Here is a 21,897-nt window from a genome sequence, read left to right on the forward strand (position 1 = left end):
ATAACAAAATTTATCGAGAAAAAAAGCCGTTCCATAAAGGAACGGCCCTCCTATTTAATCTAAAATTTTCACAAACGGTTCATCTTGCTTCGCTTCACGTATAATAATCGCTTCTGGGCGTTCTACAGATTTAATCGTTACTTGCACCCTCATATAATTCGGGAAGTATTCCATAACAAGCCCGGCTACATATTGTGTAAAGCCAATTATTTCTGCTTTCCCATTAAATTGGACAGGAATATCAAGCTTTATTTCTCTTAATTCATCGTCTCTATACATACCAGTACCGATAACAGCTGTATAGTCGCCTTGGAAATAATCGCTTAGTTTTGCTTTAAAGTTTGATACTCTCGCCAGATCTTCACGTTTATTATCTGTTTTCGCTTGTTCAGATGGGAACAAATAATATTTCTCATTAATTTGTTTCCAATCCTCAACCGTTTCACTACCTTTTTCTACATTTGCATAAGAAACAAAATTACCTGGTACGAGCGAAGATTTTGGAGATTGACGATAAATTGCAAATGTAATCGGAACAGTTTTTGTCTCAGCGTCCTTTTGATGCATAACTTTCAAGATTTCTTGCGCCATTTTTTTCCCTTCAGCTAACATTTTTTCTTGCTCGATTTTAGCCTCACGTGGATAACCATGCTCTTCCTCGTAATAATGAACCGAATTCATCGCTAATCCAACTACAATGCCACTAAGCTCATTTTTGTTCACATAATAATCATGCTCTAAAATATTTGAAATATATATTGGACTTTTGTTATTTTTCACTTCTAGTGATTCGGATCCTGCACCTAATGCGGGATTTAACCCTATATTCGGGAAGTTAACCGCATCTTTTTTTAATTTATCTTCTAGTTCCTTTTGTTCTGCATCTGTACGTTTTCTTTTAACAAGCATCTGTATATACTGAGTATTTAGGAACTTTCCGCCTTTTAAAACATTATCTTTCGTACTAAATGATTCTTTCGCAATTCGCATTAATCCTGTTTCAAACTCATCTATATCAAGGCGACTATTTAATCCTTGCACAACTAACCCGCGTGCTTCTCCACCATCAAATGGAACAGTCGTCTTATAATATTCATCTGAAATAGCGTATTTTGGAACAACTGATTGCTCTTTTGCTTTCCCCGATTTCTCAACCACTTTTTCATCTTTGTCGGCACCTGCGCTACACCCACTTACAAGTAGACCAAGGCTTAATACCGCTAATGCTATTTTTTTCATGGTAAGTTTGCACCTCTTACTTATTTAGCTCTTGTAAGAACCTCTCTTCATTCCAAACCTCAACATTATGCTTCTCCGCTTGTGCTAATTTCGAACCTGCCGCTTCACCTGCAACAACCAAATCCGTACTTTTACTAACACTTCCGGTTACTTTTCCACCTAATGCCTCAATTTTTTTCTTCGCTTCACTACGTCCCATAATTTCTAATTTCCCCGTTAAAACGACAGTTTTTCCAGCGAAGTACGACTCAACGTTTTGTAAATCAGCAATTTTTATGCCTTTGTATGTCATGTTCACTCCGTATTCTTTAAATTGTTGTAATAACTCTAATACGTCTTCATTATCGAAATACGTTACGACGGATTGAGCCATTTTTTCGCCAATTTCATTAATTGCTTTTAATTCTTCTTCCGTTGCCTTCACAAGCGCATCCATCGTTTCGAAATGCTCAGCAAATGTACGTGCTGCTTTCGCTCCAACATGGCGAATTCCAAGACCAAATAATAATCGCTCTAATGAGTTCTCTTTAGAATTCTCAATTGCTTGTACTAAATTCGTTGCTGATTTTTCACCGAATCGTTCTAGTTCCAATAATTGCTCTTTCGTCAACGAATATAAATCAGCAAATGTACGAATATAATCAGCATCAAAGAGTTGTGTAATGACACGTTCTCCAAGTCCATCAATATTCATTGCATTTCTTGAAACGAAATGGATTAGCCCTTCTCGAATTTGAGCTGGACAAGTTGGATTTATACAACGAAGTGCTACCTCTTCTTCTAAACGAACTAGTTCACTCTCACATGCTGGACAATGCGTTGGCATATGATATTCTTCTTCCTCACCAGTACGCTTATCAAAAATAACGTTCACAACTTCAGGAATAATATCTCCGGCCTTCTTCACAACAACGTAGTCACCAATTCGAATATCTTTTTCGCGAATTAAATCCTCGTTATGTAAAGAAGCACGACGAACGATAGTACCAGCCACTCGCACTGGCTCTAGCTCTGCAGTTGGTGTTACAACACCTGTACGGCCAACACTTAATTCAATACCTGTTAATCTTGTTACAACTTCTTCAGCTGGGAATTTATAAGCGATTGCCCATCTTGGACTCTTTGCTGTAGTTCCTAAGCTTTCTTGAAGAGCAACATCGTCTACTTTTATCACGATTCCATCAATCTCATAATCAAGATGCGGACGTTTTTCTTGCCATTCTTCAACATAAGCTATAACTTCTTCAATTGTTTCACATGTACGACGATTTGGATTTGTTTTGAATCCAAGTTCACCTAAGAAATCAAGCGATTCACTATGTGATGGAATTGTTTTTTCTTCTACATTCGCAAGACCGTATACAAACATAGATAAATTACGCTTCGCTGCAATTTTTGGATCAAGTTGGCGTATTGAACCTGCTGCCGCATTACGCGGATTCGCAAATACATCTTCACCATTTTGTTCTTTTTCTTCATTTAACTTAACGAATGAACGCTTCGGCATATAAGCTTCGCCTCGTGCTTCTAACGTTACTTCTTCATTTAAACGAAGCGGGATCGCTTTAATCGTTTTTAAATTTTGAGTAATATCTTCCCCTGTTACACCATCACCACGTGTCGCTCCTTGAATAAAGCGTCCTTTTTCATAATGAAGTGAAACAGCAAGCCCGTCAATTTTTAATTCGCATATATATCTTACATTCGCACCATCAATTCCTTGACGTACTCTGCGGTCAAAATCGCGTAAATCTCCTTCGTTAAATGCATTCCCTAAACTTAACATTGGTGACTTATGTGTTACTTTTTCAAATATATCAAGAATAGCTCCCCCAACGCGAACGGAGGGAGAGTCTTCACTCATAAATTCTGGGTTCTCTGCTTCTAATTTTATAAGCTCCTGCATATTACGGTCATACTCCGCATCAGAAACAGAAGGATTGTCTAATACGTGATACTGATAGTTAAATGTATTTAACAAATCACGCAGTTCTTCTATACGTTTTTTTGCTATCTCTTTTGACATATCCTCATTCCTTTCCTATTGTTTCGTCACAGGTGCAAATTTTGCTAACAAACGTTTAACACCAATTGGGCTTGGGAACGCAATATCTAATTCTTTTGCATCACCTTCACCTTTTACACTTACAACTGTACCGACTCCCCATTTTTGGTGGGAAGCTTTATCGCCTACTGCCCAGCCGATTTGTTCGCCACCTGTTGTCTTAGCTGCAGGACGCGCGAAAGCTGAACGAGAACGTGTGGTAGTTGTCGTTTTACTTGTACTTGTCGTTCTTCCTTTTGCCCCAAACGAAGTTTCACGCTTCGGCGCTGTTTCATTTAATGATTCCACTAATTCTGCCGGGATTTCTGTAATAAATCGAGATGCGGCATTCATACTTGTTCTACCAAATAAAGTACGCATTTGTGCATTGGATAAATATAACTCTTCTTCTGCACGAGTAATACCTACATAAGCGAGACGACGCTCTTCTTGCATTTCATCTTCTTCCATTAGAGAACGTGTATGAGGGAATATTCCTTCCTCTAAACCTACAATAAAGACAACTGGGAATTCTAATCCTTTTGCTGAGTGCATCGTCATTAAAATAACTTCCTCACCAGCAGTTGGATCTTCATCTACACGATCAATGTCAGCAACAAGCGCTAAGTCTGTTAAGAATGCAACAAGACTCTTATCTTCGCTTTGAGATTCAAATGTTTGCGTAACAGATAAAAACTCATCTAAGTTCTCTAAACGACCTTCTGCTTCTAAAGTACGCTCGTTTTTCAACATATCGCGATAGCCTGTTTTTTCAATAACTTCCTCTACCAATTCTGTAACAGATAAATACTCTTGCATATTTACCCAGTTGTGTAATAAACCTGCGAATTCTTTTACTGCCTTTGTAATTTTTGCACTTACTCCAACATGCTCAATCTCATCGAATACAGCAGTTAATGAAATTCCATTTTGTACACCGTAATTAATAATTTTATCGATAGAAGTCGCACCAATTCCGCGCTTTGGCATGTTAATAATACGTGCGAAACTAATCTCATCATCTGGATTCCCAATTAAACGTAAATACGCCAAAATATCTTTAATCTCTTTACGGTCGTAGAACTTAGTACCGCCGACGATTTTGTAAGGAATATTAGATTTCAGGAAAATCTCCTCGACCATACGAGACTGAGCATTTGTACGATATAACACTGCAAAATCAGTATATTTTCGTTTTCCCATTTGAATATCATCACGAATTTTTTTCGCAACAAAATATGCTTCGTCTTTTTCCGTTGCAGCACGATAATACGAGATTTTGCTTCCAACTTGATTATCTGTCCATAATTTCTTCGGTTTACGATTCGTATTTTTTTCGATAACAGCATTCGCTGCATTTAAAATATTTTGTGACGAACGATAGTTTTGTTCTAACAGAATAACTTGCGCATTCTCATAGTCTTTTTCGAATGACAAAATGTTGGAAATGTCCGCACCACGCCAGCGGTAAATAGATTGATCTGAGTCACCTACAACGCATAAATTTTTAAAACGTGCTGCTAAATGTTTAACAAGAAGGTACTGCGCTTTGTTCGTATCTTGATACTCATCCACGTGAATATATTGGAACTTACGCTGATAAAACTCTAGTACTTCTGGAACACGTTCAAATAGCTGAATCGTTGTCATAATTAAATCATCAAAGTCTAATGAATTATTTTTCAAAAGACGTTTTTGATATTCTGTATATACATCGCTCGTTAATTTTTCATATGGATCAGCGATTGTAATTTTTTTCGCATATTTATCTGCAGATAACAATTCATTTTTCGCATTACTAATACCAGCTAAAATAGAGCGCGGCTCAAATTTCTTCGGATCAATATTACGCTCTTTCATAATTTTTTTGACTACAGTTAACTGATCGCCTGAATCTAAGATTGTAAAGTTACGATTAATACCAATACGATCGATATCACGTCGTAAAATACGTACACACATAGAGTGGAACGTCGAAATCCAAATATCTTCTGCTTCTGGTCCGACAAGTGTATCAATACGCTCGCGCATTTCACGAGCTGCTTTATTTGTAAAGGTAATAGCTAGTACATTCCATGGTGCTACACCTTTTTCACCAAGTAAATACGCAATACGATGTGTTAACACACGTGTTTTACCACTACCTGCACCTGCCATTAATAGAAGTGGTCCATTTGTTGTTTGTACTGCTTTTTGTTGTTGCGGATTTAAACCATTTAATAACCTATCTGTTGTACTCATATACGCCTGCACCTACTCTCCTTTTACTGCTTTAACTGTTTTTAACGCTGCTTTTATATCATCATAAATAATATTTCCAACAACTACTGTATCAGCATACTGCGCCATTTCTTTCGCTTGCTCTGCATTAGAAATACCGCCGCCATAATACAACTTCGCTTGTTTTAATTCTGCTTTTACATTTTTAACAAGTTCAATGTCGCCATACGTACCGCTATATTCTAAATAAAATATCGGTAAACGTAATAGCTTATCTGCTAAACGCGCGTATGCAATCACATCATCCTCTGTTACATCACATTTCGCATCTGTAAGCTGGGCTACTTTCGCTTCAGGATTTAAAACACAATATCCTTCCATGAAAATTTCGTCCCAGTCCATAATATCCCCAAATTCTTTCAAAGCCTCATGATGAACACCTGTTACCCATTCCACCTTTCGGCTATTTAAAACGCTTGGGATATAATAAAAATCAAATCCTGGTGTAATTGCTTCCACATCAGAAACCTCTAATACACAAGGAACTGCATATCTACGAATGCTAACTAGCATGTGTAGTACATTATCAATTGTCACTCCATCACTTCCGCCTACAATAACAGCATCTGTTCCAGACTCACAAATCATCTCTAAATGTTCATCACTTAACTCCTTATTTGGATCAAGCTTAAATACATGTTTCCACCCGGAAATATCGTACATGAAAACACCCTTTCTTTTCTCGAGTTATATATTTCTGTTCAAAATAACAGTTTATTTTCATCATTATTGTTTTAAAACGGAGAATTAAGTTTGGAATTACCTCTTCCATATTTTTTAAACGAGAGGATTTAATTTTGAAGTTCCTTTTATGCATTCTTTCATTATAACAAAAAAAGCTACTTACACACACGCACATTCCAACATCTTTTTCCACGTCAAATGTTGGATTACATATCCCAAAAATCAAACGGGATACTAATAAAAGAAATAGTATTATCTATTTCAACTTTCATAAAAAGGAGTGTTTTTCTAATGAAGCAAAATATCGGTACAATAAATGCCCTAATTCGAATTACACTCGGACTTGTCCTCTTCGGTTGTAGTGCAACTAAACTCGTACGCAAACCTTGGTGCACTTGGTCTAACGTCTTGCTATGGATTGGTGCAATGAAAGTTGCAGAGGGAATTGTTCGTTTCTGCCCTGTTGTTGAAATGTGGAAATTCGGAAAATACATGAATATGGGGGCATTTAAAATGCCTAGCATGAATTTTGCCGAAAAGGGACATACTAAAGAAGAAGTGAATCAAACTTCCAGTCACGACAAACCAAAGTCAAATGGAAGTTATGACGCTTCTGACAAAGAGATTGAGTCAGCGATTGAAGATATAATCCTGGCAAAACCGCTTTGAATCATTTGTCACGATGCAAGATGCTCTCAAAGGGACTTAGCTGCTGCAGTGGGCGGTTAAGTCTTCTTTATTTTACCATAAAACAGAACGTACATTCTTGTTTTTAATCTTAAAATGTACATAAGAGATACCTAATCAATAAAATTCAGAAAATTAGGTGTAAACCCCTTGCTTAAAATGATATAAAAGTGATATCATTTTTATATCAGGAGGCGATCATATGAAAGAAAAACAAGTTTTTTATGTAAATGGTTTTCTCGGTATTATCGGGATTTTAATTTTAGCCGCTATCGGTGTATTTTTCCTTGTACAAGAAATTTTCATAGTAGCAGCAGTCACACTTCTTTTAGCAGTAGTTATCGCTACAGGTATTGGTATTGTTCAACCAAATCAAGCGAAAGTCATTACGTTTTTCGGTAATTATTTAGGAACAATTCGTCAAAACGGTTTATTTTTAACGATTCCATTCGCATTCCGTCAAACTGTATCGTTGCGTGTTGAAAATTTTAATAGTAAGAAATTAAAAGTAAACGATGTTGAGGGAAATCCGATTGAAATTGCAGCCGTCATCGTATATAAAGTTGTTGATTCTGCAAAAGCAATGTTCGGTGTTGAACATTACGATCGATTTGTAGAAATTCAAAGTGAAACAGCAATCCGCCACGTCGCAACAAAATATCCTTATGACAATTTCCAAGATGAAACTTGCATCACGTTACGCGGAAATACTGAAGAAATCTCCGAAGAATTAAAACGCGAGTTAGAGGCGCGCCTTGAAATCGCTGGCGTAGAAGTATTAGAAACTCGTTTAACACATTTAGCTTATGCAACAGAAATTGCCCATGCAATGCTACAACGTCAACAAGCAAAAGCAGTATTAGCTGCTAGAAAAGAAATTGTTGAAGGTGCTGTGAAGATGGCGAAAGATTCAATCCATATGTTAGATGAGGAAGGCGTACTGGAACTCGATGACGAGCGTAAAGCGAGTATGGTGAACAACTTATTAGTTGCCATCGTTTCAGATAAAGGTGCGCAACCAGTTATTAATACAGGAAGCCTATACTAAAAGGCTGTAAATCATTATGGCTAAAAAGAAAAGCTTTCCATTACGTATTGATCCTGAATTACATGCAGTCATCGAAAAATGGGCGAATGATGAGTTTCGTAGCGTCAATGCACACATCGAGTATTTACTTCGAGAAATGGCAAAGCAAAAAGGTAAATTGAAAAAGGATAAAGATGCATAAAAATCCCGCTGATTTCTCAGCGGGATTTTTCACATATTAATTTCTCGTCATCTCATGCCCAATGGCGCGATACCCTATATCACCTCGGTAAAATAGACCATCACTCTCAATTTTACCAATTTCTTTATACACCTTATCTTTCGCTTCTTGTAAACTATTCGCCTTACAAGCAACAAATAGTACACGGCCACCGTTTGTTACAAAGTCCCCATGCTTCATCGCTGTACCCGCATGGAAAACAATCACATCTTGCAATGCATCTAGTCCGCTAATAATATCACCTTTTTTATATGCTTCTGGGTATCCTTTCGAAGCAAGTACAACACCAATAACTGCTTCTTCTGACCATTGTAACGTTAGTTCACTCTCATCTAATACAGCGTTACATACATCAACTAAATCATTTTCTAAGCGAGGTAATACAACTTCCGTTTCAGGATCACCAAAGCGAGCATTAAACTCAATTACCTTTGGACCATCATTTGTTAAAATAAGACCTGCGTATAAAATACCTGTAAACGAACGGTTTTCTGCAATCATCGCCTTAGCAGTTGGATGTAATACCGTTTTTATCGCCTCTTGAACTGCTGATTCCGGAATTTGTGGTACTGGGGAATACGCACCCATTCCGCCTGTATTCGGACCTTTATCACCATCAAAAGCTCGTTTATGATCTTGCGCAATTACCATCGGATGCACAGTTGTTCCATTCACAAATGCCATTAATGAAAATTCTTGTCCATCTAAAAACTCTTCAATAACGACCTTCTTACTTGCTTCACCGAACTTTACATCTTGTAGCATTTCTTTCACAGCCTGTAATGCTTCTTCAAGCGTCATCGCTACCGTTACACCTTTACCAGCCGCTAAGCCGTCTGCCTTAATAACAATTGGTGCACCAACTTTTTCAATGTACTGTACTGCTTCTTCATAGTCTGTAAAAGTTTCGTACGCCGCAGTTGGAATATTATATTTTTTCATCAATTCTTTAGTAAAAGCTTTACTACCTTCAATAACAGCAGCCGCTTTATTCGGACCAAATACGCGAAGTCCCTCTTCTTTAAAACGATCAACAATTCCATTCATAAGCGGAATTTCTGGTCCAACGAAAGTTAACTCAACATTATTCTCTTTTGCAAATAAGACCAATGTATCAAAATCATTTTCATCAATATCAACAGGTGTTGCAACATCTCGCATACCTTCATTACCTGGTGCTACATACACTTTTTCTACCTTTTCAGACTGTGCAAATTTCCAAGCTAAAGCATGCTCACGCCCACCGCGGCCGATTACTAAAACATTCATATTTCATCCCCCAATATTTAAATAAGTACAAACTAGAAGCTATGCTCCTAGTTTGTTTCTTCTAAAATTACTCTATTAATGTTTGAAATGACGTACGCCAGTGAACACCATCGCAATCCCATACTTATCTGCCACTTTAATAGAATCCTCATCACGAATTGATCCACCTGGTTGGATAATTGCTGTAATACCAGCTTTTGCTGCTTCTTCTACTGTATCTGGCATTGGGAAGAAAGCATCAGATGCAAGTGCGCTACCTTGTGCTTTTTCGCCAGCTTGTGTAATTGCGATTTTTGCAGAACCTACGCGGTTCATCTGTCCTGCACCTACACCAACTGTCATGTTATCATTCGCTAAAACAATTGCGTTTGATTTCACATGTTTTACAACTTTCCAAGCTAGTTTTAAATCTTTCCACTCTTGCTCTGACGGTTCACGTTTCGTCGGAATTGAAATTGTACTTTCATCTAATGATAACGTATCTTCCTCTTGAACAAGAAGACCACCTTGTACAGAAGTTAGTTTTTTGCTCGCACTTGTCGCTTTTTCAATATTTACAGTTAGTAAACGTAAGTTTTTCTTACCTTGCAACACTTCTAAAGCTTCTTTTGAGAAAGAAGGTGCAATAATAATTTCTAAGAAAATTTCATGTAACTTTTCAGCTGTAGCTTTGTCGATTTCACGATTCGCTGCAATAATTCCTCCAAAGATTGATACTGGATCCGCTTCATAAGCGCGTGTGTATGCTTCATGAATATCAGTACCTACTCCAACACCACATGGATTCATATGTTTTACCGCTACTACTGCTGGCTCTGTAAATTCTTTTACGATACTAAGCGCTGCGTCTGCATCATTGATATTGTTATAAGATAATTCTTTACCATGTAATTGTTCCGCATATGCAACAGAAGAAGTTGCTGCGAATGGTGCTTTATAGAAAGTCGCTTTTTGATGTGGATTTTCTCCATAGCGTAAGTCTTGTTTTTTCTCAAATGTCACAGTTAATGTTTCAGGACTTTCTTCACCCATTTGCTCTGTTAAGTAATTAGAAATTAGCGCATCATATGCTGCTGTATGACGGAATACCTTCGCTGCTAATTTACGTTTCGTTTCATCTGTTACTTCACCGTTCTCTTTCAGTTCTGCTAATACAACATCATAATCTACTGGATCTACAATTACAGACACAAACTTATGATTTTTCGCTGCAGAGCGAATCATTGTCGGGCCACCGATATCAATATTTTCAATTGCATCAGCAAATGTTACATCAGGCTTAGCGATTGTTTCTTTAAATGGGTATAAGTTAACAACAACAAAGTCAATTGGTTGAATACCTAATTCATTCATTTGCGCTACATGTGTTTCATTATCGCGAACTGCTAATAGACCACCATGGATATTTGGATGTAATGTTTTCACACGACCGTCCATAATTTCTGGGAACCCAGTTACTTCAGAAATACCGATTACTTGTAAGCCGTTTTCTTCTAGTAATTTTTTCGTACCACCTGTTGATATAACTTCGATCCCTTGTTCTAGTAAACCTTTAACAAATTCTACTACTCCTGTTTTATCTGAAACACTTACTAATGCACGCTTTTTCATTGATCCTTCACCCCTGGTTGTATGTTAGTTAACAGTTGGTTCTTTCACAGATTGAACAATTTGATTCACTGTATTTACGTATAATTTATGTTCAACTTGTTGAATTTTCTTTTGTAAGCTTTCTCTCGTATCCCCTTCAGAAACAACTACTGCTTCTTGCGCAATAATTGGTCCTGTATCCATACCTGCATCTACATAATGAATTGTTACTCCAGTTATTTTCACACCTGCTTCTAACGCTTGACCAACAGCATCTTTACCTGGAAAACTCGGTAGTAGTGATGGATGAATATTAATAATCTTCCCGCCGTATGCTTCTAGTAACGTTGGCCCAATTAAACGCATATATCCAGCTAAAATAACATAATCAATTTTATATTCTTCTAGCTTCTTTAATATCTCTGTTTCAAACACTTCTTTTGACTCATATGCTTTCGCTGAAAAGGCGAAGCATGGAATATGATGATAATGCGCCCGACCAACAGCACGTGCTTCTGGTTTATCACATACTAATAAACTAATTTCTGCATCCAATCTTTTCTCTTCTACTGCATTAACGAGAGATTGAAAGTTAGATCCGCTTCCAGAAGCAAAAACTGCTAATCTACTCATAGTTCTGTGCCCCCGTTAAAGGTAACGCCAGCCCCTTGTACAGTACGTCCAATAATACGAGCTGTTTCCCCTTGCTCTTCAAGAAGACGAACAATATCTTTTGCTTCTTCTTCCTTCACTGCTACTACCATACCAATACCCATGTTAAAAATATTGAACATTTCTTTCTCTTCTAGTTTTCCCACTTCTTGAAGTAAACTGAAGATCGGTTGAATTTGCCAAGATCCTAATTCAATTTCTGCACCGATTCCTTCTGGTAACATACGTGGAATATTCTCAATGAATCCGCCACCTGTAATATGCGCCATACCGTATACTTCATATTTCTTCAATAGTTCTAAAATAGGTTTGACATAAATTTTCGTTGGTTTTAATAATTCTTCACCGAGAGGTAGTTCTAAGCGTCCGTAAATACGATCTAAAGATAGTTCTCCATCTTCTAGCAATACTTTTCTTACTAAAGAATAACCGTTACTATGAATACCACTAGATGCTAAGCCTATTAATACGTGACCAGCTTCAATCTTTTCACCTGTTACAATTTTCTTTTTATCAACAATTCCAACTGTAAAGCCAGCTAAATCATACTCTTCTGTAGAATACATTCCTGGCATTTCAGCTGTTTCTCCACCAATTAATGCACAACCTGCTTGGCGACAGCCCTCTGATATACCTTTGACGATGTTTTCAATTTTACTAGGTTCAGCTTTACCACAAGCAATATAATCAAGGAAGAAAAGCGGCTCTGCTCCTTGGACAACAATATCATTTACACACATTGCTACTGCATCAATACCAATTGTGTCATGTTTATCTGCCATAAAAGCGAGCATCAATTTCGTTCCCACACCATCTGTTCCAGATACTAATACAGGTTCTTCTAATGCAAATTTTGATAGATCAAACATACCTCCAAAACCGCCTAAACCGCCTAGTACTTCTTTTCTCATAGTTGTTTGTACGTGTTTTTTCATGCGAGATACCGCTTCATATCCAGCTTCAATATCTACTCCCGCTTGCTTATATGCATTCGCCATCGTTATCTACACCTCGTCTTTTAATTTCTCCCTATCTAGGGCTGGCCGTTTTAAGAAAGAAGCTAGCTTCTACCTCAAAAGAAGTAGAAGCTTTTTTCTTCTTATTTCATACTTTCTAAAAGCTCTTGCTCATAATCATAAAGTGCTGTTGGATAGTCTCCATTGAAGTAAGCCATACATAGACCGCCATATTTCCCTTCATATGGACGTCCAATTGCATCTACTAATCCATCTTCGCTTAAAAATGTTAATGAATCTGCACCGATTATTTCACGAATTTCTTCTACTGTATGATTTGCTGCAATTAATTCTTTTCTCGTTTGAATATCAATGCCATAGAAGCATGGATATTTCAGAGGTGGTGACGCAATTCTTACGTGGACTTCTGTCGCTCCAGCCTCGCGAAGCATACGAACAATTCGTTTACTTGTTGTTCCTCTTACGATAGAATCGTCAATCATAACAACTCGTTTTCCTTCAACTACACCTCTTACTGCTGAAAGTTTCATCTTAACCCCTTGCTCTCGCAGTTCTTGAGAAGGTTGAATAAACGTACGTCCAACGTAACGATTTTTAATTAGTCCTAACTCATACGGAATACCTGTCGCCTCCGCATAACCAATTGCTGCTGAAATACTAGAGTCTGGCACACCAGTAACAACATCAGCTTCAATAGGAGCTTCTGCCGCCAAACGTTTCCCCATGTTTTTACGTGCTGCATGGACGTTAATACCTGCAATATTAGAATCCGGACGTGCAAAGTAAATGTACTCCATACTACAAATTGCATGATCTACTTCATTTGTAAAACGATCTACGTGAATTCCTTCATCATTGATGATAAGTAATTCACCCGGTTCTACATCACGAATGTATGTTGCACCTACTACATCGAAAGCACATGTTTCTGATGCTACAACGTAAGCATCACCCATCTTTCCAATTGAAAGAGGACGGAACCCATTTGGATCTAGCGCAACAATCATTTCATTTCCAGTTAGTAAAAGGTATGCAAACGCACCTTTCACTTTATTTAGTGCCTCTTTTACACTTTCAATTAAAGAATCTTTCGTACTACGCTTAATAAGATGTAAAAGTACTTCTGTATCTGAACTCGTTTGAAAAATACTTCCCTCTGCCTCTAATTCGCGGCGAAGCATTTTTGCATTAATTAAATTTCCGTTATGAGCTAATGCCATACTATGATCAGAAAAACGGAATAATAATGGTTGAACGTTAGCTACTTCACTTCCACCAGCCGTCGCGTATCGTACGTGTCCGATTGCTGATTTTCCGTTCAATCCTTCTAGCTCACCTCTTGAAAACACTTCCGATATTAAACCTAACCCCTTGTGACCGACGATTTTTTCCCCATTATTTACGACAATGCCTGCGCCTTCTTGCCCACGGTGCTGTAAACTGTGCAATCCGTAGTATGAAACTTGTGCCGCATTTTCATGCCCCCAAATTCCAAAGACGCCACATTCTTCATTTAACCCCTTTATTTCAGCAAGCATGGGATTGCCCCTTTCCAAGCCTTTCTCATTTCATCTACATTTGCTGTAAGCAATACTTCATTCTCTTCATTATGAATTGTTACTTCATTTGTATTTGTCACTTCTCCAACTTGAATTGCTTCTACCGCTTTCTCGAATGCTTCTTTATTTTCACGTTTTACAGTTAAAACGAAGCGAGATTGTGATTCAGCAAATAATGCAGCTGTTGCTTCTCCAACTAATTTCACAGTAGCACCTAAGCCGTTAGCACCAATTGCACTTTCAGAAATTGCAACTGCTAAACCACCTTCAGCAACATCATGTGCTGATTGAATAAGGCCAGCTTGAATTGCTTCTAATACTTGTTTTTGGCGTTTTAATTCTACATCTAAATCGATGCTTGGTGATTGACCGAAAATTTTGCCGTGAATCATTTTCTGTAATTCACTTCCACCAAACTCAGCTTTCGTCTCACCGATTACATAAACTAAATCACCAGCTTGCTTAAACTCTTGTGTTGTTACGTGTTTTAAGTCATGTACAAGACCGACCATCCCAACAGTCGGTGTTGGATATACCGCTTCCCCACTACGCTCGTTATACATCGATACGTTTCCGCCGATAACTGGCGTTTGTAATGTACGACAAGCTTCACTCATACCATCTACTGATTTCTCAATTTGCCAGAAGATCTCTGGTTTTTCTGGGTTACCAAAGTTTAAGCAATCTGTAATTGCAAGTGGCTCTCCGCCAGAACATACGATATTACGAGCTGCCTCTGCTACTGCAATTTTACCGCCCATTTCTGGATCTAAGTAAATATAGCGAGAGTTACAATCTGTCGTCATCGCTAATCCTTTTTCTGTACCGCGTACACGTACAACTGCTGCATCTGAACCTGGTGTAACAACTGTGCTTGTGCGTACTTGATAATCATATTGATCATAAACCCACTCTTTACTTGCAATGGTTGGTTGCTGTAATAAAGCAAATAACGTTTCTTTATAATCTTCTACTTTTGGCGTTTCCATTTTCATTGCTTGGAATTCAGCAAAGTATGCCGCTTCTTTTGATGGCTTATAATAAATTGGTGCTTCTTCTGCTAAAGCATCTGCTGGCACTTCCGCTACCTTTTCACCTTTATGGAATAAACGAAGCATTTTATCTTCTGTTACTTTCCCCATCGTAACTGCTGCAAGGCCATACTTCTCAAATAAATCTACTATTTCTTGTTCTCTACCTTTTTTCACAACGATTAGCATACGCTCTTGTGATTCAGATAGCATCATTTCATATGGAGTCATTCCTGTTTCACGCTGTGGTACATCATCTAAGTACATTTCAATACCCATACCTGCTTTACTCGCCATTTCTGCAGAAGATGAAGTTAAACCGGCAGCTCCCATATCTTGAATTCCAACAAGTGCGTCCGACTGAATAAGTTCTAAGCAAGCTTCAATAAGAAGTTTCTCCATAAATGGATCCCCTACTTGAACTGCTGGACGCTTCGCTTCCGAGCTTTCAGATAGTTCTTCAGATGCAAATGTTGCACCGTGAATACCGTCACGACCAGTAGATGCTCCTACGTACATTACCGTATTTCCAGCTCCGTGTGCCTGCCCTTTTTTAATGTCTTCGTGGTTAATTAAGCCTACACACATTGCATTTACAAGTGGATTTCCTTCATAACATGGATCAAATTGTACTTCGCCGCCAACAGTCGGAATACCGATACAGTTACCGTATCCTGCAATCCCTGCTACTACTTCTTCGAATAAATATTTCACACGTGGTGATTGTAATTCCCCAAATCGAAGTGAGTTTAATAGAGCTACTGGACGCGCTCCCATAGAGAATACGTCACGGATAATACCACCCACGCCTGTTGCTGCTCCTTGATATGGTTCAATAGCTGAAGGATGGTTATGGCTTTCCATTTTAAATACAACCGCTTGATTATCACCGATGTCTACAATTCCAGCACCTTCCCCAGGCCCTTGCAGAACACGCTCACCTGTTGTTGGGAATTTTCGAAGCACTGGTTTTGAATTTTTATAACTACAATGTTCAGACCACATAACAGAGAATAATCCTGTTTCTGTATAATTTGGCAGACGGCCTAAAATCTTTTCAACCATGGCAAACTCTTCGTCTGTTAGCCCCATTTCCGCATATATGCGCTCTTCTTTAATTTGTGTTGGATTTGGTTCAAGCATTAACGACATATGTTTCCCTCCACTGTTTTAAGATAGATTGAAAGACTTTTAACCCTTCAGCACCGCCAAGTAATTCATCTACAGCACGCTCTGGGTGTGGCATCATACCAAGTACATTTCCTTTTTCGTTTACAATACCAGCAATATCTGATACGCTACCGTTCGGATTTTCTACGTAACGGAATGCAATTTGATTATTCTCTTCTAATCTTTTAAGAGTTTCTTCATCACAATAGTAATTCCCCTCACCATGTGCGATTGGAATATTGATTACTTCATCTTTTTCATATTGTGATGTAAACATCGTTTCATTATTTTCAACACGCAACTGAACAGTGCGGCACATAAATTTTAAGTTTTCGTTTCTCATTAATGCCCCTGGTAGTAATCCTGATTCAACAAGAATCTGGAATCCATTACATACGCCTAAAATCGGCTTTCCTTGCTCAGCAGCTTTTTGCACTGCTTTCATTGCATTCGCAAAGCGAGAAATAGCACCGCAGCGTAAGTAGTCACCGTAAGAGAATCCACCTGGTAATAAAATTGCATCATATTCATCTAAATTTTCTGTATCGTGCCAAACGTAATCTACTTCTTCGCCAAGCTCATCTTTAATTGCATGGAACATATCGACATCACAGTTCGAACCTGGAAATACTATTACTGCAAATTTCACTGTGCGACAACCTCCTCAACTTCATAACGGAAGTCTTCCATTACAACGTTTGCTAATAGTTTTTCACACATTTCCTTTACCTTTGTATCAAGATCAGATACTGATTTATCAATTGTTAGTTCCATGTACTTTCCGATTCGAACGTCTTGTACTTCTGTAAATGAAAGACTATGAAGTGCGCCTTTTACCGCTGTTCCTTGTGGATCTAATACGCTTTCTCTTAATGTTACATATACCTTAACTTTATACATGTGAAATTCCCCCTAAACGTTTTAAAATCTCTTCATAAGCATCTGTTAAATTTCCAAGACCGCGACGGAATACGTCTTTATCAAACTTTTCATTGCTCGTTTCATCCCATAAACGGCAAGTATCTGGTGAAATTTCATCTGCTAAAATGATTTCTCCTTCATCGGTTACACCAAACTCTAATTTAAAATCTACTAACCTTACACGACAGCTTGCGAAATGATCAATCAACACTTGATTGATTTGTAGAGCCATATCTCGTAATACGCTTACTTGCTCTGGCGATGCAACGTTTAATACACGAATATGATCTTCCGTTACAAGCGGATCTCCTAAATCATCATCTTTGAAGTAAAATTCTACGATTGGTTCTGCAAGTACAGTTCCCTCTTCCATTCCTAATCGTTTTGAAAGACTTCCTGCAATTACATTTCTAGTGACAACTTCTAAAGGAATAATACTCACTTTTTTAACAAGTTGTTCTGTATCAGATAACTTCTCAACAAAGTGTGTTTTAATTCCTACTTCTTGTAACTTTCTGAACAATAAAGTTGTAATCTCATTGTTCAAACGACCTTTTCCTGTAATCGTCTCTTTTTTCTCCCCATTGAAAGCAGTCGCACTATCTTTGTACTCTACCCAAACCATATCTGCTGATTCTGTACGATAAATTCTTTTTGCCTTACCTTCATACAGCAATTCTAGCTTTTGCATTTCGCAAGCCCCCTGTAGTTTGAAAAATGTGAATAATGTTTTTATAAAGAATGGCACAGAATGACTCTATTCTGTGCCATATGAAATTTTACGCTTCGTTTAATCCAAGGCGTTCAAAGATTGTATCAACGTGTTGCATATGATGCTCATAGTTGAAGCATTCATTAATTTCTTCTTGTGTTAATTTGCTTGTGATACGCTCATCAGCTTCTACAAGTTCTTTAAATTGTACTTGTGTTTCCCAAGCTTCCATCGCTTTAGGCTGTACGATATCGTAAGCTTCTTCACGTACCATACCTTTGTCGATTAACGTAAGCATTACTCGTTGAGAATAAATTAAGCCGTATGTTCTTGTCATATTGCGTTTCATATTCTCTGGGTATACAGTTAAGTTTTTAACGATATTACCAAAGCGATTTAACATGTAATTTAACGCGATTGTAGCATCTGGTAAAATTACGCGTTCTGCCGAAGAGTGCGAAATATCACGCTCATGCCATAATGGAACATTCTCATAAGCTGTCATCATATAACCGCGGATAACACGAGCTAAACCAGTCATATTTTCAGATCCAATTGGATTACGTTTATGTGGCATTGCAGAAGAACCTTTTTGACCTTTTGCGAAAGCTTCTTCCACTTCGCGTGTTTCACTCTTTTGTAAACCACGAATCTCAACTGCCATCTTTTCGATAGATGTTGCGATTAATGCAAGTGTTGACATGTAATGAGCATGGCGATCACGTTGCAATGTTTGTGTTGAAATTGGCGCTGCTTCTAATCCTAAGTTTTCGCAAACAAATTTTTCTACGAATGGATCAATATTCGCGTATGTACCAACCGCACCAGATAGTTTACCAACGCGAACAGTATCTGCAGCTTGTTTGAAACGCTCTACGTTACGTTTCATTTCTTCATACCAAAGACCAAGTTTTAAACCAAATGTTGTTGGTTCTGCATGAACACCATGTGTTCTTCCCATCATGATCGTGTATTTATGCTCTTTCGCTTTGTTAGCTAAAATGCTTACAAAGTTTTCTAAGTCTTTTAATATGATTTCATTCGCTTGTTTTAAGATGTAAGATAACGCTGTATCTACTACGTCTGTAGATGTTAAACCGTAATGAACCCATTTACGTTCTTCACCTAATGCTGGTGTTTCTGATACAGCACGAGTAAATGCAACTACGTCATGACGTGTCTCTTTTTCAATTTCATAAATACGATCAATATCAAATGATGCATGCTCACGAATTTTTTTAACATCTTCTTTTGGAATATCGCCAAGCTCAGCCCATGCTTCACAAGCTAAAATCTCAACCTCTAACCACGCTTTAAATTTGTTCTCTTCCGTCCAAATTGCACCCATTTCTGGGCGTGTATAACGACTAATCATCTTTTTCCCTCCAACAGTTGTTCTTGATGGTCCCAAATATGCAAACTCTTCGCTTTTTCTAGAGCGACTTCAATATTATCATTTAAAATATTAACATGCCCCATTTTCCGCTGCGCTTTTGCTTCTTCTTTTCCATACAAGTGTAAATAGCACCCGGTTAATCTATTCACTTGTCTTAGGACCCCTTCTATATGTTCGCCTAAAATGTTTACCATGACAACTGGTTTTAACAAATTTGTTTCTCCAAGAGGTAAATTACAGATCGCTCGAATATGTTGACCAAATTGACTCGTTTCACATGCATCCTGTGTATAGTGTCCTGAATTGTGAGGTCTTGGTGCTAATTCATTAATATAAATCTCACCATCAGCTGTAGCAAACATCTCTACCGCTAGTGTTCCCACAAGTTCTAGTTCATCCGCGAGCACCCTTGCATAAGCAATTGCTTTTTGAGAAAGTTCTTCTGTAATGCGAGCTGGAACAATAGATTCATGCAAAATGTTATTTACATGAATATTTTCTGCTACCGGAAATACTTTCGTTTCACCACTTACACTACGAATTACAATAACTGATACTTCTTTTTCAAAAGGCACCCATTTCTCTAAAATACATTCTGCTGCATTCGCAAGCTTTCGTGCTTTATCAACGTCAGCTTCACTTCTTAAAACAACTTGCCCTTTCCCGTCATATCCACCTGTCGTTGTTTTTAAGACGGAAGGATATGATAACTCGGTGATTGCTTCAGTAAGCTGCTCTTGAGTTTGGACCAATCTATACGTTGCTACTGGTAGTCCCGCGTTTTCAATTGCATTCTTTTCGGTAAAACGATTTTGCGTTTTACTTAACAACTGACTGCCTTGCGGTAAGTAAGCATGTTTTTCAAGCCATTGTAAACATCTATAATCAATATTCTCAAATTCATATGTGACAACATCACTGATCTCTGCTAAATGCTGAATTGCTTTTAAATCGTCATATGATGCAACAATTTCAATATCAGCAACTTGTGCACATGGTGAATGTTTTGTAGGATCTAAAACAGCAATTTTATATCCCATCTCCTTAGCTGCCAATGCCATCATTCTTCCTAGCTGGCCGCCTCCAATAATACCGATTGTTTTTCCAGGTAAAATGATTCTCGTCATACTAGCTCACTACCTTCGCGCACATCTTTTTCAATTGCTTCTCTTCTCAATTCTAATGCATCATGTATGTCATCATGGAATGATCCAAGTATTTGTGCAGCAAGTAAACCAGCATTTGTTGAACCAGCCTTACCAATTGCAACAGTTGCAACTGGAACCCCTCCTGGCATTTGGACGATAGATAATAATGAATCTAAGCCGTTTAACGCTTTTGATTGAACTGGAACTCCGATTACAGGAAGATTCGTCTTCGCAGCAACCATTCCTGGTAAATGCGCTGCTCCACCAGCTCCAGCAATAATAACTTTCAATCCACGTTCACGAGCCGTCTCTGCATATTCAAACATATAATCCGGAGTCCGATGAGCGGATACAACTTTTTTCTCATACGGTATATTTAATTCATCTAAAATGTCACAAGCATATTTCATTGTTTCCCAGTCTGACGTGCTTCCCATTATGACTCCAACTAGTGATTTCATATTAGAATCCCCCCGATTCAAATAAAAAAAGCCTGAAATAGAACAGTTTCTCTTTTACTATGAGAGAAAGTGCTCTACTCAGGCATACGTATCCCTTGTGAATAGAAAAATACCGAGTGACTTTCCCTCATAGTCTAACGAATAACGGTCGTTAGGTAGAGACTTGCAGGCCATATCCCCGCGATTATATGAGGTCTTATATATTATTCTTTCTATGGCTATATTAACAATATTTCATAAACAATGTCAATAAATAATCGAATGTTTTTTTATTAGTCACTCATAACGTTCGTGTTTTAGTTATATTCAAAAGAATAATTGTAACTATATGCAAGAAGGATAAGAAATTAGAATATATATTTCTAGAGATCTATCACCCCCACTGATTATTAGCTCACACCAATCGAGCTTTTACGGACAGCCTGAACCCTACCTAACTTCTTTGCTGTCGCTAAATTTTGAGGTGAGGGTCTTACTGTCCGGCAAATAGCGGGATAAAGCATATCGTTTATATTCATTTGATTTATAAGAAGGACAATAATGAAAAAACAACTACACTCTTTTCATATTTATTCCTTTGTATCGTAGTCATTGCTATAATGATTGAATACTTATTTCTATCATCCTACTTTTTTACTCTCATTATTTAAAATATATACTTATGGTAGAAATAACGTTTCCTAACATAGGCATTATTTTAGGAGCAATCGGAAAACCTAGAAAACAAAAAATCATTACTATTACTTTGAATAGCCTCATTTTCACTCTTTTTTCCTCTTTACGATTATT

Annotated in this window: 19 protein-coding genes, 1 pseudogene and 1 riboswitch; of the genes and pseudogenes, 4 read left to right on the forward strand and 16 right to left on the reverse strand. The window is 37.8% G+C overall.

Annotated elements, in window-relative coordinates; all coding sequences use genetic code 11:
• Window positions 1-54: 54 nt before the first annotated feature.
• From ACYVEC_RS04140 to pcrB, 4 genes are read right to left on the reverse strand one after another with little or no spacing between them, the layout of a single operon-like run.
• Window positions 55-1,239 carry a CamS family sex pheromone protein gene (locus tag ACYVEC_RS04140; protein WP_199677699.1) on the reverse strand — a complete coding sequence of 395 codons (1,185 nt, stop codon included), beginning with the start codon at window positions 1,237-1,239 and terminating at the stop codon, window positions 55-57.
• A 16-nt stretch (window positions 1,240-1,255) separates the two neighbouring features.
• Window positions 1,256-3,265, reverse strand: a complete 2,010-nt coding sequence (gene ligA / locus ACYVEC_RS04145; protein WP_063221567.1) for an NAD-dependent DNA ligase LigA — start codon at window positions 3,263-3,265, stop codon at window positions 1,256-1,258.
• Window positions 3,266-3,280: 15 nt separating this feature from the next.
• On the reverse strand, window positions 3,281-5,524 hold the full coding sequence (pcrA, locus tag ACYVEC_RS04150; RefSeq protein ID WP_199677698.1) for a DNA helicase PcrA: 2,244 nt from the start codon (window positions 5,522-5,524) through the stop codon (window positions 3,281-3,283).
• A 12-nt stretch (window positions 5,525-5,536) separates the two neighbouring features.
• Window positions 5,537-6,226 carry a heptaprenylglyceryl phosphate synthase gene (gene pcrB / locus ACYVEC_RS04155; protein WP_063221566.1) on the reverse strand — a complete coding sequence of 230 codons (690 nt, stop codon included), beginning with the start codon at window positions 6,224-6,226 and terminating at the stop codon, window positions 5,537-5,539.
• 312 nt (window positions 6,227-6,538) lie between these two features.
• Here pcrB and ACYVEC_RS04160 point away from each other — a divergent pair, with 312 nt between their 5' ends.
• From ACYVEC_RS04160 to ACYVEC_RS04170, 3 genes are all read left to right on the forward strand, one after another.
• Window positions 6,539-6,916, forward strand: coding sequence for a YgaP family membrane protein (locus tag ACYVEC_RS04160; RefSeq protein ID WP_063221565.1), 378 nt, complete (start codon window positions 6,539-6,541; stop codon window positions 6,914-6,916).
• A gap of 220 nt (window positions 6,917-7,136) precedes the next feature.
• Complete coding sequence (locus ACYVEC_RS04165; RefSeq protein ID WP_242256143.1) at window positions 7,137-7,982, forward strand: SPFH domain-containing protein; 846 nt, start codon at window positions 7,137-7,139, stop codon at window positions 7,980-7,982.
• A 16-nt stretch (window positions 7,983-7,998) separates the two neighbouring features.
• A complete protein-coding gene (locus ACYVEC_RS04170) occupies window positions 7,999-8,163 on the forward strand; it encodes a type II toxin-antitoxin system antitoxin (RefSeq protein ID WP_001085171.1) in 165 nt (54 codons plus the stop codon).
• Window positions 8,164-8,199: 36 nt separating this feature from the next.
• On the opposite strand, the gene purD is transcribed toward ACYVEC_RS04170, so the two are convergent.
• The 12 genes from purD to purE form a co-directional block, all read right to left on the reverse strand.
• The gene (gene purD, locus ACYVEC_RS04175; protein ID WP_242256145.1) at window positions 8,200-9,471 is read right to left on the reverse strand and encodes a phosphoribosylamine--glycine ligase; all 1,272 of its coding nucleotides are present in this window, start codon (window positions 9,469-9,471) and stop codon (window positions 8,200-8,202) included.
• Between the two features lie 75 nt (window positions 9,472-9,546).
• The gene (gene purH / locus ACYVEC_RS04180; protein WP_063221562.1) at window positions 9,547-11,082 is read right to left on the reverse strand and encodes a bifunctional phosphoribosylaminoimidazolecarboxamide formyltransferase/IMP cyclohydrolase; all 1,536 of its coding nucleotides are present in this window, start codon (window positions 11,080-11,082) and stop codon (window positions 9,547-9,549) included.
• Window positions 11,083-11,106: 24 nt separating this feature from the next.
• Window positions 11,107-11,694, reverse strand: coding sequence for a phosphoribosylglycinamide formyltransferase (gene purN, locus ACYVEC_RS04185; RefSeq protein WP_098557202.1), 588 nt, complete (start codon window positions 11,692-11,694; stop codon window positions 11,107-11,109).
• Complete coding sequence (gene purM / locus ACYVEC_RS04190) at window positions 11,691-12,731, reverse strand: phosphoribosylformylglycinamidine cyclo-ligase (protein ID WP_063221560.1); 1,041 nt, start codon at window positions 12,729-12,731, stop codon at window positions 11,691-11,693. The genes purN and purM overlap by 4 nt, the downstream gene beginning before the upstream one ends.
• A gap of 101 nt (window positions 12,732-12,832) precedes the next feature.
• Window positions 12,833-14,248, reverse strand: a complete 1,416-nt coding sequence (gene purF / locus ACYVEC_RS04195; RefSeq protein ID WP_000879028.1) for an amidophosphoribosyltransferase — start codon at window positions 14,246-14,248, stop codon at window positions 12,833-12,835.
• Window positions 14,233-16,452, reverse strand: coding sequence for a phosphoribosylformylglycinamidine synthase II (gene purL, locus ACYVEC_RS04200; protein ID WP_063221559.1), 2,220 nt, complete (start codon window positions 16,450-16,452; stop codon window positions 14,233-14,235). The genes purF and purL overlap by 16 nt, the downstream gene beginning before the upstream one ends.
• A complete protein-coding gene (purQ, locus tag ACYVEC_RS04205) occupies window positions 16,436-17,119 on the reverse strand; it encodes a phosphoribosylformylglycinamidine synthase subunit PurQ (protein WP_048375606.1) in 684 nt (227 codons plus the stop codon). The genes purL and purQ overlap by 17 nt, the downstream gene beginning before the upstream one ends.
• Window positions 17,116-17,370: a phosphoribosylformylglycinamidine synthase subunit PurS gene (gene purS / locus ACYVEC_RS04210; protein ID WP_063221558.1), complete on the reverse strand. Its 255-nt coding sequence runs from the start codon at window positions 17,368-17,370 to the stop codon at window positions 17,116-17,118. Before purS ends, purQ begins: the two co-directional genes overlap by 4 nt.
• Window positions 17,363-18,082, reverse strand: coding sequence for a phosphoribosylaminoimidazolesuccinocarboxamide synthase (gene purC / locus ACYVEC_RS04215; RefSeq protein WP_063221557.1), 720 nt, complete (start codon window positions 18,080-18,082; stop codon window positions 17,363-17,365). Before purC ends, purS begins: the two co-directional genes overlap by 8 nt.
• A gap of 88 nt (window positions 18,083-18,170) precedes the next feature.
• Window positions 18,171-19,478, reverse strand: a complete 1,308-nt coding sequence (purB, locus tag ACYVEC_RS04220; RefSeq protein WP_060629311.1) for an adenylosuccinate lyase — start codon at window positions 19,476-19,478, stop codon at window positions 18,171-18,173.
• Window positions 19,475-20,626, reverse strand: a complete 1,152-nt coding sequence (gene purK, locus ACYVEC_RS04225; RefSeq protein ID WP_063221556.1) for a 5-(carboxyamino)imidazole ribonucleotide synthase — start codon at window positions 20,624-20,626, stop codon at window positions 19,475-19,477. Before purK ends, purB begins: the two co-directional genes overlap by 4 nt.
• Entirely contained in the window at window positions 20,623-21,108 is a 486-nt protein-coding gene (gene purE, locus ACYVEC_RS04230; RefSeq protein WP_000839367.1) for a 5-(carboxyamino)imidazole ribonucleotide mutase, read from the reverse strand. The genes purK and purE overlap by 4 nt, the downstream gene beginning before the upstream one ends.
• Window positions 21,109-21,218: 110 nt before the next feature.
• Window positions 21,219-21,320: riboswitch (purine riboswitch) on the reverse strand.
• A 387-nt stretch (window positions 21,321-21,707) separates the two neighbouring features.
• Here purE and ACYVEC_RS04235 point away from each other — a divergent pair.
• Window positions 21,708-21,897 (forward strand): annotated as a pseudogene (locus tag ACYVEC_RS04235) (hypothetical protein); the annotation flags it as partial.

The organism is Bacillus sp. MN7755 (assembly GCF_054771475.1).